The sequence below is a fragment of the Sulfitobacter sp. GN1-4 genome (assembly GCF_055693825.1).
Window position 1 is genome coordinate 2,153,265 of sequence record NZ_JBVFUQ010000003.1, and the last position, 13,055, is coordinate 2,166,319.

Consider the following 13,055-nt stretch of genomic DNA (forward strand, 5'->3'; position numbering starts at 1 on the left):
CAAATGACCTCACCGCAGGCCCCTCTATTCGTCCGTCTTCACCAGACGCAAATAAGGGGGGCGGCCCTTTTGCGGCCCCTTAGGCGCAAAAGACTGCTGCGTCTCAGCAAAGCCGCGCGCGGGGGCGGGGGCCGGTGTCGGCACGCCCGGCTGCTCTGCAGAGAGGTCTTGTGGCAAGGCCGCGGCCCCAGGCAGGATCGGTGCCAGCTGTTTGCCTTGGATATCAAAACGGCGCGGCGCATTGCCGATGGGGCCTTTTGTGACCAGACATCCCAGAATGCGGCTGACATCGCCCAGATCGCTCTTGAGCGGCAGCAAAATCATCTTGCCTTCCAGGACCGGGCTTGCTCCAACTGCGCCACTGCGCAATCTGAGCGTGCATTTCGCAGGCCTCTGGGCCACGTCCTCAAGCAGATCTGAAACGCTTGCCCGCGCGGCGGCGGTAAAGAACGCCGTCAACGGCATGCCCCGCACTTCCATCCCAAGCAGATCATTCAGATGACTGCCCGCAATCCGGTGGCGGGCCACACCGGGCGCGATACGCTCTAATATGAAAGCATATTCAAGCGCTTGCTCAATCCCACGCGGATCAATATCGGACCGGCTGGGCAACAATCTGCTGCCCCTCAGCGCGTCCCAATAAGCATCGACCTGGGCAATGGCGGCATAGCCGGTTTCTGTAAGATGATTAGACATCGCAATTACACTCTGCGCATTCTCTGGCGGCTTGTCCATGAGCCTTCCCTTAACGGTTCAACTTGAGCGCGTTTTTGCGACTTCTGCCGAAGGCACGCGTCTGGGGGTGTGGGAACCGTCCTAGTACCCTTTCCAAATTACTAATACGCTAAATTTGCTGAAATTCATGGCCAACCTGTCAGACTGGTTAATCACCCAGCCCAAGACGCCTGGGGCTTGCCCCGGTGGCGGGTTTCGCCCTATTGCGGTGCAACCGCAAATCGGGGGGACGCGATGATCAAATCGATGACGGCTTTTGCCTCTGCCAGCGGGGCGGACAGCCCCTTTAGCTGGACTTGGGAATTGCGTTCCGTGAACGGGCGGGGCCTGGATCTGCGCCTGCGGGTGCCTGATTGGGTCGATGGGCTGGAAGCCGGGTTGCGCAAAGCCATAGGTGCGGCAGCAGACCGGGGCAATGTCACCTGCAATCTGCGCCTGTCGCGCGAAGACGGCGGCGGCAGTCTGACGGTTAACCGCGATCATCTGACAGCCATTCTGGCCGCCTTGCATGAGATCGAAGCGCAAGCCATGGACGCAGGCGTCTCGCTTGCCCCCTCCAAGGCCACGGACATCGCCACCATGCGCGGCGTTTTGGATCAAAGTGCGGCCGAAGACGATGCCGCCGCCTTGTGCAAAGTGCTGCTCAAGGATTTTGCCCCCGTGCTCGCGGATTTTGTTGCGATGCGGCATACCGAAGGTCAGGCGTTAAAAGACGTCCTGTCCGACCAACTGGCCCAGATTGAGGCCCTGACGGCTGAGGCTGCAGGCCTCGTGCCCGCCCGCCAGTCTGACATGGCCGACAGTCTTAAAGCCAATCTGACCAAGGTCGCTCAGAACACCGATGGGTTTGACCCTGATCGCGTGGCACAGGAACTGGCCTTGATCGCGGTCAAGGCTGACATCACCGAAGAAATTGACCGCCTGGGTGCCCATGTGGATGCGGCCCGTGCCTTGTTGGCCGAAGGCGGTCCGGTGGGGCGCAAGCTGGATTTCTTGATGCAAGAGTTCAACCGCGAAACCAACACCCTGTGTTCCAAGGCCCAGCATCAGGCCCTGACGCAGGTAGGTCTATCGCTGAAGGCTGTGATCGACCAGATGCGCGAACAAGTTCAGAATGTGGAATAGACCATGAGCAAGAAGAGTGCAGACCGCCGGGGCCTCTTGATCATCCTCAGCTCTCCTTCTGGGGCTGGCAAATCAACCTTGGCGCGTCGGCTGATGAGCTGGGACGCAACCTTGCAATTCTCGGTCTCAGCCACCACCCGCGCCATGCGCCCAGGTGAGGTTGACGGCCAGCACTACCACTTTGTTGATGACGCGACCTTTCGCAACTGGGTGGCGGACGGCAACATGCTGGAACACGCGCATGTCTTCGGAAACTTCTACGGCTCACCGATGATGCCGGTGGAAGAGGCGATCAGCGCGGGGCGGGATGTTCTGTTTGATATTGACTGGCAGGGTGCCCAACAGATCCGCAATTCGGTGCTGGGCTCTAACACCCTGTCCATTTTCATTCTCCCACCGTCGATTGCTGAATTGCACCGCAGGCTGGTCTCTCGCGGTCAGGATGATGAGGCGACGATCCAGAAGCGCATGCAGAAGTCTTGGGATGAAATCAGCCATTGGGATGGCTATGACTATGTGCTGGTGAATGACGATCTGGATGTGACGGAAGAACGGCTTAAAACCATTATCATGGCGGAACGCCTGAAGTTCGCGCAGCAACCCCGCTTGTCCGACCATGTGCGCGCTCTGCAAACTGAATTTGAGGAACTGCAATGACCCTTTACGCCCTGGGCGATGCCAGCCCCACCGTGGACGCAACCGCTTGGGTCGCGCCAGATGCCAATGTGATTGGCAAAATCGTGCTTGAGGCTCAGTCCTCCGTCTGGTTCTGCGCGACATTGCGCGGGGACAACGAAGTGATCCATCTGGGCAAGGGCAGCAACATTCAGGAAAACTGCGTGTTGCACACCGATATGGGCTTTCCCCTGACAATTGGTGAGAATTGCACCATCGGCCACAAGGTCATGCTGCATGGCTGCACCATTGGGGACAATACGCTGATCGGCATGGGGGCCACGATCCTGAATGGCGCCAAGATTGGCAAGAACTGCCTCATTGGCGCGGGTGCGCTGATCACGGAGAACAAGGAAATCCCGGACAATTCACTGGTGATGGGCGCGCCGGGCAAGGTGGTGCGCACCTTGGATGAGGACGCGGCCAAACGCCTGACGTTGAGCGCGCTGTCCTATCAGCAAAACGCCGAAAGGTTCCGCAAGGATCTGCGCCAGGTCTAGGCCATGGCAGAGCGTGATCTTCTTTCTGATCTGCTGGCGGCCTTGCCGCTGCCCACCTTGGCGATTGATCCTGCTGAACGGATTGTGGCGATCAATGACGCTGCTGAGGCGCTGATCGGAACCGGGGCGCGGGGACGGCACTTTGTAACCGCGTTGCGCCAGCCCACGCTTGTGGAAACGGTGGAGCAGTGTTTGCGGGATCTTCAGCCCCGCACGGCCACCTATCTGGCAGGTGATGTGGGCAAAGAGCTGACCTATCAGGTCTCACTGCGCGCTGTGCCTGCCAGCCCGGCCCTTATCCTCAGCTTTGATGACATCACCCATCAAGCGGAGGCCGGGCAGATCCGGCGCGATTTCGTGGCCAATGTAAGCCATGAATTGCGCACGCCGCTCACTGCGCTCATGGGCTTTATTGAGACGCTGAACGGCCCGGCCAAGGACGATCCCGCCGCACGGGAGCGGTTCTTGGGGATCATGGCGGGCGAGGCGGGGCGCATGAACAGGCTGGTAGGCGATCTTTTGTCGCTCAGCCGGGTGGAGGCAGAGGAACGGGTCAGACCCACCGATGTGGTCAATCTGCGCGGCATTCTGGAGGCCACGCTGCGCAACCTCAACCCGCTGGCGGTGGAGAACGACGTCACCTTGCAACCCCGGCTTGAGGATGCCCCGGATGAAATGCTGGGGGATGCGGACCAGTTGCAGCAGGTCTTTACCAATTTGATCGAGAACGCGATCAAATACGGCGGCCAGCAAGGGCGGGTGGACATCAGTGTCGAAAGGTTTGACCGGGATCCCGCACTTCGCATGGCTTCGGTGCAGGTTACGGTGCGCGATTATGGCCCGGGCATTGATCCCCTGCATCTGCCGCGTCTGACCGAACGGTTCTACCGCGCCGACAGCCACCGCAGCCGCGCCTTGGGCGGTACGGGGCTGGGGCTGGCGATTGTGAAACACATCCTCAACCGGCACCGGGGACGGCTGCGGATCAGTTCCGAGCTGGGCGAGGGGGCTGCGTTTACCGTGATCTTGCCGACTGCGAATCCCGGCGCAGGAAACCAGTGAAATAATCGCTAAAAATCAATGCCCTAAGGGCTGTCATAAAACTGTAATGTAACTGTCACAAAAGCTGCGTACCCGCTGCCTAAATCGGGCATCAAGATCACCATGGGGGTGGTCATCTTTACCGACTGACAGGAGACATCATGTCACTGACAAAACTCACCACATCCGCACTGGCAATTGCCGCCCTTTCCGCCACCACCGCCGCTGCGCGCGACCAGGTGCAGGTTGCAGGCTCTTCCACTGTGCTGCCCTATGCTTCCATCGTTGCGGAAGCCTTTGGCGAAAACACCGACTTCCCAACACCAGTTGTTGAATCCGGCGGCTCTTCTGCGGGGCTCAAGCGGTTCTGCGAGGGGGTGGGCGAAAACACCATCGACGTGGCCAATGCCTCACGTCAGATCCGCGAGAAAGAGATCAAGGCCTGCGCCGAGAACGGTGTAACCGACATCATCGAAGTGCGCATCGGCTATGACGGCATCGTCTTCGCCTCTCAGACGAACGGTCCGGCCTTTACCGCGTTTGAAGCCGCCGACATCTTTAACGCCATCGGCGCCAAGGTCCTCAAAGACGGCGCGCTGGTTGAAAACACCTACAGCAGCTGGTCTGAGTTCAACAGCGACCTGCCCGATGCAGAGATCGCGATGTTCATCCCCGGCACCAAGCACGGCACACGCGAAGTGTTCGAAGACAAGGTGCTGCTCAAAGGCTGTGAGGCCACCGGTGCCATGGAGGCCATGATGGCCGCTGGCATGTCCGAAGATGACGCAGAGGATGCCTGCCTGGACGTGCGCCAAGATGGCAAATCCGTGGACATCGACGGTGATTACACCGAAACCCTGGCCCGCATCGACGCCAACACCAATGGCATCGGTGTCTTTGGCCTGGCGTTTTATGAAAACAACACAGACAAGCTGAAAGTGGCGACCATGGGCGGTGTAGCACCGTCTACAGAGACCATTGCCTCTGGCCAGTATCCGGTGTCACGCCCGCTGTTCTTCTACGTCAAGAAGGCGCATATCGGCGTGATCCCAGGCCTGAAGCTTTATGCGCAGTTCTTTGTCGCGGATGAGCTGGCAGGCCCGGACGGTCCTTTGGCCACCTACGGTCTGGTCTCTGACCCAGAGCTGGCCGACACACAGGCGCTGGTTGAGAACGAAGAGACCATCGGCGCAGGCTCTTAAAGCCTAAGCTGAGAACAAGATGTCAGGGGCGGCCAATGTGCCGCCCCTGAGTGACGAAACGGACCTAGGTTCGAAGAAACGGGCGGGGGCAAGATGCCGTTACTTTGGCTATTTTTGAGTGTGCTGGCAGTGGCCTCATGCGGCTATGTGCTGGGCCGGGCGCGGGTGATGAAACACGCAGGCGGCGACCAGCGGACCATGCACTCTTTGCCCAGCTATTACGGCAGCAACGTCGCGATCAAAGCAGCCGTGCCTGCGTTTCTTTTGATGATCCTGTGGTTGCTGGCGCAGCCGCTCTACGTCAACAACGCCGTCTCTGCATTGATCCCGGACAGCGCCATTGCCGACAGCTCATCGCGCAGCCTGGTGCTGTCTGAGGTGCGGCGCACCGCGGATGGTTTGGACATGGCCGTCGCCGCAGGTGTGATGGATGAGACCGCAGCCGCCAACCCATCGGCCCCCCTGGCCGACATCAGCGCCGCCCTGCAAGAGGCAGGTGCCATCATCACCTCAGAGCTGACCGCGCCGATCCTGCAGGCCGCACAGCGTTTTCGCGCGATGACTGCTGCAGGGTATTCTGCGATGAGCCTGGCTGTGATCGTCATCGCCCTGATTGGTGCGCTTTGGGGCCTGCGCCAGGCCTATCCCGCCTACCGCGCGCGCAATGTGGTTGAACAGGCGGTGCGCTATTTGCTGATCGCTGCAGCCTCCATCGCGATCCTGACAACGATCGGGATTGTGCTGTCGCTGGTGTTCAACACGGTTGAGTTCTTCCGGCTCTATCCCGCGTCTGATTTCTTTTTCGGTCTGAACTGGGCCCCCAGCTTTTCGGGCCGGGGCGGGGCCTCTGACCTTGGTGTGCTGCCGCTTTTGTGGGGGACCTTCTACATCTCGCTTGTGGCCCTCGCGGTGGCGATCCCCATTGGCCTTTTCGCCGCGATCTATCTGTCGGAATACGCCAGCCCCCGGGTCCGCTCGGTTGCGAAACCTTTGTTGGAGGTGCTGGCGGGCATTCCCACCATCGTCTACGGGCTTTTTGCCCCGCTGACGGTGGGCCCGCTTTTGGTGTCGGTCTTTGGGCGCGACGGCCTGGGCATTATGCAGGCGGGCACGGCGGTGATGACGGCGGGTCTGGTGATGGGGGTGATGTTGATCCCCTTTGTCAGCTCTCTGTCAGACGACATCATCAACGCAGTGCCTCAGGCCATGCGCGATGGATCTTACGGGCTGGGCGCGACCAAGTCGGAGACGATCAAACAGGTGATCCTGCCCGCCGCTTTGCCGGGCATTGTGGGCGCGATCCTGCTGGCCGCTTCCCGCGCCATTGGCGAGACGATGATCGTGGTGCTGGGGGCAGGGGCCGCAGCGCGGCTGTCGATGAACCCCTTTGACGCGATGACCACCGTCACCGCCAAGATCGTAAGCCAGCTGACGGGCGACGCGGATTTTGCCAGCCCCGAGGCGCTGGTGGCCTTTGCCCTGGGCATGACGCTTTTCGTGATCACCCTGGCGCTCAATGTTTTCGCGCTCTTCATCGTGCGCAAGTATCGGGAGCAATATGACTGATGTCTGATGCAAGCATGAACAGCGCGGCCCCCGCAGCCCCCAAGGCCAAATCGCTTTTGGCCGAAGACGCGCGCACCCGCAAACGCAACGCGGCCGAAAAACGCTTTCGCGCCTACGGGATTGCCGCGATTGCAGTGGGCGTTTTCTTTCTGGTGGTGCTGGCCTTCTCGATCATCCGCTCGGGCCTGCCTGCCTTTACCCACACGGTGGTGGGGGTGGAGTTCACGCTGAGCCAGGAACAATTTGACGACGCCGAAGGCCAGCTTTTCAAAACCAAAGCCTATGAGGGGCTACTGATCGAAGAGATCACCGCCGCCCTGTCGAGCGCTGGTTTGGATGTGGCCGTGGATGCCAAGGCGATTGGTCGCTTGCTGGGCAAGCCCGGCGGAATGCTGCGCGAGCATTATCGCGCTAATCCGGGCGATCTGGGTCAGCCAGTGGACTTTGAGCTGGCCGCAGCCTCGCGCGTGGATGGCTATCTGACCGGGCGCGTCACCCGCGACACGCTCCAAGACAGCCGGTTCATGATGCTGTCTGATCTCGATCTGATTGACGCGATGGTTGAGGCGGGCGTGATCAAGCGGGTGTTTAACTGGAACTTTATCACCGGTGCGGATTCAGGCGTGGACAACCCAGGCGGTGCTGGCATCGGGGCCTCTGTGGTGGGGTCGTTTTTCATGATGCTGGTGGTGCTGGTGCTGTCGCTGCCCATCGGCGTTGCGGCCTCCATCTATCTTGAAGAATTTGCCCCGCAAAACCGCTTCACCGACCTGATTGAGGTGAATATCTCAAACCTCGCGGCGGTGCCGTCGATTGTGTTTGGCATCCTGGGGCTGGCGGTCTTTATCCAGTTCATGCACCTGCCGCAATCCGCCCCCCTGGTCGGTGGTCTGGTGCTGACACTGATGACGCTGCCCACGATCATCATCTCAACGCGCGCCTCTCTCAAGGCGGTGCCGCCCTCCATCCGCGAAGCGGCCCTTGGCGTTGGGGCCTCCAAGATGCAGACGGTGTTCCATCATGTGCTGCCCCTGGCGATGCCGGGCATCCTGACGGGCACGATCATCGGTCTGGCGCAGGCGCTTGGTGAAACAGCACCTCTGTTGCTCATTGGGATGGTGGGCTTTGTCGCGCGCGGCTACCCTGAGGGGGTGATCGCGGGCTTTACCGATCCCAACTCTGCCATGCCCGCCCAGATCTATACATGGGCTGCGCGCGCGGATGCGGGGTTTTACGAAAAGGCATGGGGCGGGATCATCGTCTTGCTGATCTTCCTGCTTTCCATGAACATACTCGCCATCATCCTGCGCCGCCGTTTTGAGCGCCGCTGGTAAGGAGACGCAGTGATGAAAGACAATTTGCAAGCGGAGACAGACGACGTGACCACAGACACCGTGAAAATCGCGGCCCGCGGCGTGCAGGTCTATTATGGCGACAACCACGCCATCAAAGACGTAGACGTTGACATCGAGGACAAGACCGTCACCGCCTTTATCGGCCCTTCGGGCTGTGGCAAATCGACGTTTCTGCGCTGTATCAACCGGATGAATGACACCATCGACATTTGCCGGGTTGAGGGGGACATCCACATCGACGGCGAAGACATCTATGCCAAAGAGGTCGACCCGGTGCAGCTGCGTGCCAAGGTGGGGATGGTATTTCAAAAACCCAATCCCTTCCCCAAGTCGATCTATGACAACGTAGCCTACGGTCCCCGCATCCACGGGCTGGCCCGCAACAAGGCTGAGCTGGATGAGATCGTCGAACGCGCGCTGAAACGCGGTGCAATCTGGAATGAGGTCAAAGACCGCTTGCACGCCCCCGGCACCGGCTTGTCGGGTGGCCAGCAACAGCGTCTGTGCATCGCGCGGGCTGTAGCGACAGAGCCTGAGGTGTTGTTGATGGATGAGCCATGCTCAGCCCTTGACCCGATCGCCACCGCCCAGGTCGAAGAGCTGATTGATGAGCTGCGGCAGAATTATTCCGTGGTGATCGTGACCCACTCTATGCAACAGGCCGCGCGTGTAAGCCAAAAGACCGCCTTTTTCCACCTCGGGAACCTGGTGGAGTTTGGCGATACCGACAAGATCTTTACCGCGCCCGAAGACGACCGCACCGAAAGCTATATCACTGGACGGATTGGATAATCCTCATGCAAGATCAACACATTGCCTCAGCCTTTGACCGCGACCTGGAGGCCGTTCAGGCCCAGATTATGAAGATGGGTGGCATGGTCGAAGACGCCATTCGCCTCGGCGCCAAATCGCTTGATACCCGCGACGAAGAGCTGGCCGAAACCGTGCGCGCCAATGACAAAGCGATTGATGCGCTCGAAGATCTGATCAACGAAAGTGCGGCCCGCGTGATCGCCCTGCGGGCACCCACGGCGATTGACCTGCGTTTGGTGCTGAGCGTGATCAAGATCAGCGCCAACCTCGAACGCATCGGTGACTATGCCAAAAACATGGCCAAGCGCACAGGCGTGCTGGCCAGCCTGCCGCCCGTGAACGACAGCGCAGGATCCATCCGGCGCATGGCGCAAGCGGTGGAGGGGATGCTGAAAAGCGCGCTGGATGCCTATATCCAACGCGACGCGGAACTGGCGCTGGATGTGATCAGCCGCGATGAAGACGTCGATCAGATGTATAACGCGCTCTTCCGCGAATTCCTGACGTTCATGATGGAGGACCCGCGCAACATCACCGCCTGTATGCACCTGCATTTCATCGCCAAGAACACGGAACGCATGGGCGATCATGTGACCTCAATCGCGGAACAGGTCGTTTATCTGGTGACGGGGGAACACCCCGAAGAAAACCGACCCAAGGCCGATAAGACGTCTGTCTCCACTGAGGTGTAAGTCATGTCCGTCACCCAACCCCATGTGTTGTTGGTTGAAGATGAGCCTGCGCAACGCGAGGTCTTGGCCTATAACCTGGAGGCCGAAGGCTATTCCGTGAGCCGGGCGGAGAACGGCGAAGACGCGATGCTGCAAGTGGCCGAAATCACGCCCGATCTGGTCATCCTGGATTGGATGATGCCCCTGATGAGCGGGATTGAGGTGTGCAGGCAGCTCAAAACCCGTGAAGCGACACGCAACATCCCCATCATCATGCTCTCTGCCCGGTCCGAAGAAGTGGACACCGTGCGCGGGCTGGAAACTGGCGCGGATGATTATGTGGTCAAACCCTATAGCCTGCGCGAGCTGATGGCGCGGGTGCGCACCCAGCTACGCCGCTCGCGCCCCGGGGCCAGCGGTGAAACGTTGAACTATCAGGACATCTCACTTGATCCTGAACGCCATAGAGTGACCCGTGCAGGACAAGAGCTGAAGCTGGGGCCGACAGAATACCGGCTGTTGGTGACCTTGCTGGAAAAACCAGGCCGCGTTTTTAGCCGTGATCAGCTTTTGGATTTGGTCTGGGGCACCGATATCTATGTGGACACAAGGACCGTTGACGTGCACATCGCCCGGCTCCGCAAGGTGCTGACCCAAGCGGTTGCTGAGGATCCCATCCGCACCGTGCGCGGCGCGGGCTACGCCCTGGGTAACGGCGTGCGGGGGCCAATGCCCCCGCGTGATACGTCCGCTCGAACTTTTTAACCCGCCATTCATTCTTGTCAGACATACCACGCCAAAACGGCGTGTGAGGGGCATATGACAAGTGATTTCGGCATGACCCACCGAGCGGCAGGGCATTACCCCAAAAAGAAGGTCGTGATTGTCGACGACTCGCGCACGATCCGGGGATGGCTGCGGGTGATCCTGGAAGCGGACCCCAAGCTTGTCGTTGTGGGCGAGGCCGATTGCGCCGCCGCAGCCCGCACCATCATCAAACAGACAAACCCCGATGTCGTGACACTCGACATCGAAATGCCGGGGATGAGCGGCCTGGCTTTTCTGGAAAAGCTCATGACGCTGCGCCCCTTGCCGGTTGTCATGATCTCGGGGGCGACACGCGCCAATTCGGATGCCACGATCACAGCGCTGTCATTGGGGGCCGTGGATTGCATCCTAAAACCCAGCACGCTGGCGGATCAGACCGTGCACCGGGACATCACCAGACGGGTGCATTCTGCTGCTTGCAGCTCTGTTCAGGTGATGCGCAAACCGCAAAATCGCCGCGGCGGCGTGGCCGCATTCCGCAGTGGCCCGTTGCCCATCATCCTGATCGGCGCCTCAACCGGCGGCGTGGCCGCATTGGAATGCGTGCTGAGCGATCTGGCACCCGACGCACCGCCTATCGTGATTGTCCAGCATATGCCGGCCGCGTTTCTGGTCAGCTTCGCCCAGTTGTTGAACCGGCAATTGCCCCAAGACGTCGCAATCGCCCGCCCGAATGAGGAATTGGGCCCCGGTCAGATCAGACTGGCCCTCGCACAGGGCCAACACACGGAACTGGCACGCGTCGGCGGGCGATGGACCTGCCGGTTTGTCGATGAACCAGCCGATGCGCTGCATTGCCCCTCTGTGGATGTGCTGTTTCGCTCAGCTGTGCCCCAGTGGCAAACGGGTCATTGCCGGCATTCTGACCGGGTTGGGCCAGTGACGGGGCCCAAGGCATGCGCGCGCTGCGCGATGCGGGGGCCATTACATTGGGACAGGATGAAGCCAGCAGTGTTGTCTACGGCATGCCCCGCGTGGCGCATGAGCTTGGCGGGGTGGAGCGTCAGGTGGCCCTGCCTGAGTTTGGCACCGCGCTGAACCGTGCCATCCGGGCGCGGGCGGGGCAGGTGTAGCGATGCGGCATGTCATCACCCAGGGCGAGCAATGCATCAGCGCAGACGCCGAGGCGACGATCGTGACCCTTTGGGATCATGCGTGGCCTGTTGTCTGTGGGATCCGATCGCCAAAGTGGGCGGCATGAACCACATCCTGCTGGCCCGCAGCGCTGGCCGGGCGGGCGCGACGCCTGATCTGGCCGGTGTGAACGCGATGGAGCTGCTGATCAACGGGCTTTTGAAGCTGGGTGCTGATCGCAAGCGGTTGCAAGCCAAGGCCTTTGGCGGCGCCCAGATGGTTTCGGGCCTGTCAGACATCGGCCCCCAGAATGCAGCGTTCCTTAAGCAGTTTCTGACCCAAGAGGGGATCGCCTGCATCTCAGAATCTCTGGGCGGTTCAGCGGCGCGGCAGATCGTGTTTCAACCCACAACGGGCGGTGTCCGCCTGAAGATGGACAAAGCAGTGGTCGTGGAACCGGTCGCTGTCCCGCAACCGGCGGCCGGCAACGATTTGGAGCTGTTCTGAAACGGAGCTGCTTGTGGCGCGGGGCTAGATGCGCCGCGCGTTTGGCAAACGTCTGTGTGGCTGGCATTCGCCGTGGGTTGGACGCTTTGCACTGTGCAAATCGGTGTTGCTGAAGGTGTGTTTCCCAGTGAAGCGATGAAGGCGACAGCCTTTAGATAATTGCCCAATACCCTGACGAATGGAAGTTGTTTCACATTGCCGGTACGGCTGACCGGCTTTACGCCTTAGAAAAGATCCACCTGGCCCGCAGCCGCAGCCGGTGCCGTCGATACGCCAGAGCGTAGCAGCGCACGGGTTGTCTCCAACCGCAACTTTCCCTGCACATCATCGGCAACACCGTTCTGACCCTCTTTTGACAGGATATGCATCAGCATCGCGGCATCTTCCAAAGACTGCCGCAGATAATCGAGCCGCTGCAAGCGGCCTATATTGTCAGGCTTCTGAGGCATCAGCCCCAGTTCTTCGCCTAACGCATGCTCCACGGCGAGCACTTCCTCAGCCAGGCTGTCCAGATGTTCGGACGCACGGCTGAGGATGTCTTGAAGGGACAAATCGGTTGCAGGCATCACAAACGGCCAACAACCGCCTCAATGCAATTGCGCAGCTCTTCGGGTTGAAACGGTTTCTTGAGATAATTGTTCATGCCCAGCTTTTTGCCATGATCAATAATCTGCTGTTCCGCCCGCCCGGTGATCAGCACGAACCCAACCCCCTTGGTTTTGGGAGAGGCGCGCAGGTAGTGCAGCAACTGCAGCCCGTCCATCTCTGGCATGTTGTAGTCAGAAATCACCAGATGCGCCGGTTTCTGCGCCAGGATTTGCAAGGCATCCTTGCCATTCTCTGCCGTTGTCACGTGACTGACACCAAAAGCGTCAAGCGCCTGGGTGATCAAACCGCGACTGGTGGACATATCGTCCACAACCATGATCCGTATTTGATCGCGCAATGCCATAGCGGTGTCCT

15 protein-coding genes and 1 pseudogene are annotated in these 13,055 nt (G+C 60.0%); 13 read left to right on the forward strand and 3 right to left on the reverse strand.

Translation table 11 applies throughout. From position 1 onward, the window contains the following. Positions 1–24 precede the first annotated feature (24 nt). Entirely contained in the window at positions 25–735 is a 711-nt protein-coding gene (locus ACZ1HM_RS11170) for a PAS domain-containing protein (RefSeq protein WP_472742835.1), read from the reverse strand. Between the two features lie 234 nt (positions 736–969). Between ACZ1HM_RS11170 and ACZ1HM_RS11175 the strand changes: the two genes are divergently transcribed. The 13 genes and pseudogenes from ACZ1HM_RS11175 (at position 970) to ACZ1HM_RS11235 (ending at position 12,092) form a co-directional block, all read left to right on the forward strand. Then, positions 970–1,860 (forward strand): YicC/YloC family endoribonuclease, encoded by an 891-nt coding sequence (locus tag ACZ1HM_RS11175; RefSeq protein WP_472742836.1) that lies wholly within the window; start codon positions 970–972, stop codon positions 1,858–1,860. 3 nt (positions 1,861–1,863) lie between these two features. Beyond that, the gene (gmk, locus tag ACZ1HM_RS11180; protein ID WP_472742837.1) at positions 1,864–2,517 is read left to right on the forward strand and encodes a guanylate kinase; all 654 of its coding nucleotides are present in this window, start codon (positions 1,864–1,866) and stop codon (positions 2,515–2,517) included. Continuing rightward, the gene (locus ACZ1HM_RS11185; RefSeq protein WP_472742838.1) at positions 2,514–3,035 is read left to right on the forward strand and encodes a gamma carbonic anhydrase family protein; all 522 of its coding nucleotides are present in this window, start codon (positions 2,514–2,516) and stop codon (positions 3,033–3,035) included. The genes gmk and ACZ1HM_RS11185 overlap by 4 nt, the downstream gene beginning before the upstream one ends. A gap of 3 nt (positions 3,036–3,038) precedes the next feature. Further along, positions 3,039–4,097, forward strand: coding sequence for a sensor histidine kinase (locus ACZ1HM_RS11190; protein ID WP_472742839.1), 1,059 nt, complete (start codon positions 3,039–3,041; stop codon positions 4,095–4,097). Between the two features lie 140 nt (positions 4,098–4,237). Beyond that, complete coding sequence (locus tag ACZ1HM_RS11195; protein WP_472742840.1) at positions 4,238–5,278, forward strand: substrate-binding domain-containing protein; 1,041 nt, start codon at positions 4,238–4,240, stop codon at positions 5,276–5,278. 93 nt (positions 5,279–5,371) lie between these two features. After that, positions 5,372–6,844 carry a phosphate ABC transporter permease subunit PstC gene (pstC, locus tag ACZ1HM_RS11200; protein WP_472742841.1) on the forward strand — a complete coding sequence of 491 codons (1,473 nt, stop codon included), beginning with the start codon at positions 5,372–5,374 and terminating at the stop codon, positions 6,842–6,844. Beyond that, on the forward strand, positions 6,844–8,178 hold the full coding sequence (gene pstA / locus ACZ1HM_RS11205; RefSeq protein ID WP_472742842.1) for a phosphate ABC transporter permease PstA: 1,335 nt from the start codon (positions 6,844–6,846) through the stop codon (positions 8,176–8,178). Before pstC ends, pstA begins: the two co-directional genes overlap by 1 nt. Positions 8,179–8,190: 12 nt before the next feature. After that, a complete protein-coding gene (gene pstB, locus ACZ1HM_RS11210; RefSeq protein WP_472742843.1) occupies positions 8,191–8,991 on the forward strand; it encodes a phosphate ABC transporter ATP-binding protein PstB in 801 nt (266 codons plus the stop codon). A gap of 5 nt (positions 8,992–8,996) precedes the next feature. Further along, the gene (gene phoU / locus ACZ1HM_RS11215) at positions 8,997–9,704 is read left to right on the forward strand and encodes a phosphate signaling complex protein PhoU (RefSeq protein WP_472742844.1); all 708 of its coding nucleotides are present in this window, start codon (positions 8,997–8,999) and stop codon (positions 9,702–9,704) included. 3 nt (positions 9,705–9,707) lie between these two features. Next, the gene (gene phoB, locus ACZ1HM_RS11220) at positions 9,708–10,448 is read left to right on the forward strand and encodes a phosphate regulon transcriptional regulator PhoB (RefSeq protein WP_472742845.1); all 741 of its coding nucleotides are present in this window, start codon (positions 9,708–9,710) and stop codon (positions 10,446–10,448) included. A gap of 72 nt (positions 10,449–10,520) precedes the next feature. Continuing rightward, a pseudogene (locus ACZ1HM_RS11225) lies at positions 10,521–11,297 on the forward strand (response regulator); the annotation flags it as partial. A 110-nt stretch (positions 11,298–11,407) separates the two neighbouring features. After that, positions 11,408–11,584, forward strand: a complete 177-nt coding sequence (locus ACZ1HM_RS11230) for a chemotaxis protein CheB (RefSeq protein WP_472742846.1) — start codon at positions 11,408–11,410, stop codon at positions 11,582–11,584. A 124-nt stretch (positions 11,585–11,708) separates the two neighbouring features. Next, complete coding sequence (locus ACZ1HM_RS11235) at positions 11,709–12,092, forward strand: chemotaxis protein CheD (RefSeq protein ID WP_472742847.1); 384 nt, start codon at positions 11,709–11,711, stop codon at positions 12,090–12,092. 224 nt (positions 12,093–12,316) lie between these two features. On the opposite strand, the gene ACZ1HM_RS11240 is transcribed toward ACZ1HM_RS11235, so the two are convergent. Together ACZ1HM_RS11240 and ACZ1HM_RS11245 are read right to left on the reverse strand one after the other, a co-directional pair. Next, positions 12,317–12,658 (reverse strand): hypothetical protein, encoded by a 342-nt coding sequence (locus tag ACZ1HM_RS11240; RefSeq protein WP_472742848.1) that lies wholly within the window; start codon positions 12,656–12,658, stop codon positions 12,317–12,319. Continuing rightward, positions 12,658–13,044, reverse strand: a complete 387-nt coding sequence (locus ACZ1HM_RS11245; protein WP_472742849.1) for a response regulator — start codon at positions 13,042–13,044, stop codon at positions 12,658–12,660. Before ACZ1HM_RS11245 ends, ACZ1HM_RS11240 begins: the two co-directional genes overlap by 1 nt. Positions 13,045–13,055: the final 11 nt, after the last annotated feature.

Bases quoted from the DNA above. Each gene is read 5' to 3' on its own strand.
- ACZ1HM_RS11230 (WP_472742846.1), top strand. From the start codon at position 11,408: ATGCGCGCGCTGCGCGATGCGGGGGCCATTACATTGGGACAGGATGAA.
- pstC (WP_472742841.1), top strand. From the start codon at position 5,372: ATGCCGTTACTTTGGCTATTTTTGAGTGTGCTGGCAGTGGCCTCATGC.
- ACZ1HM_RS11185 (WP_472742838.1), top strand. From the start codon at position 2,514: ATGACCCTTTACGCCCTGGGCGATGCCAGCCCCACCGTGGACGCAACC.
- gmk (WP_472742837.1), top strand. From the start codon at position 1,864: ATGAGCAAGAAGAGTGCAGACCGCCGGGGCCTCTTGATCATCCTCAGC.
- ACZ1HM_RS11190 (WP_472742839.1), top strand. From the start codon at position 3,039: ATGGCAGAGCGTGATCTTCTTTCTGATCTGCTGGCGGCCTTGCCGCTG.
- ACZ1HM_RS11170 (WP_472742835.1), bottom strand. From the start codon at position 735: ATGGACAAGCCGCCAGAGAATGCGCAGAGTGTAATTGCGATGTCTAAT.
- ACZ1HM_RS11175 (WP_472742836.1), top strand. From the start codon at position 970: ATGATCAAATCGATGACGGCTTTTGCCTCTGCCAGCGGGGCGGACAGC.
- pstB (WP_472742843.1), top strand. From the start codon at position 8,191: ATGAAAGACAATTTGCAAGCGGAGACAGACGACGTGACCACAGACACC.
- phoU (WP_472742844.1), top strand. From the start codon at position 8,997: ATGCAAGATCAACACATTGCCTCAGCCTTTGACCGCGACCTGGAGGCC.
- ACZ1HM_RS11245 (WP_472742849.1), bottom strand. From the start codon at position 13,044: ATGGCATTGCGCGATCAAATACGGATCATGGTTGTGGACGATATGTCC.
- pstA (WP_472742842.1), top strand. From the start codon at position 6,844: ATGTCTGATGCAAGCATGAACAGCGCGGCCCCCGCAGCCCCCAAGGCC.
- ACZ1HM_RS11240 (WP_472742848.1), bottom strand. From the start codon at position 12,658: ATGCCTGCAACCGATTTGTCCCTTCAAGACATCCTCAGCCGTGCGTCC.
- ACZ1HM_RS11235 (WP_472742847.1), top strand. From the start codon at position 11,709: ATGAACCACATCCTGCTGGCCCGCAGCGCTGGCCGGGCGGGCGCGACG.
- ACZ1HM_RS11195 (WP_472742840.1), top strand. From the start codon at position 4,238: ATGTCACTGACAAAACTCACCACATCCGCACTGGCAATTGCCGCCCTT.
- phoB (WP_472742845.1), top strand. From the start codon at position 9,708: ATGTCCGTCACCCAACCCCATGTGTTGTTGGTTGAAGATGAGCCTGCG.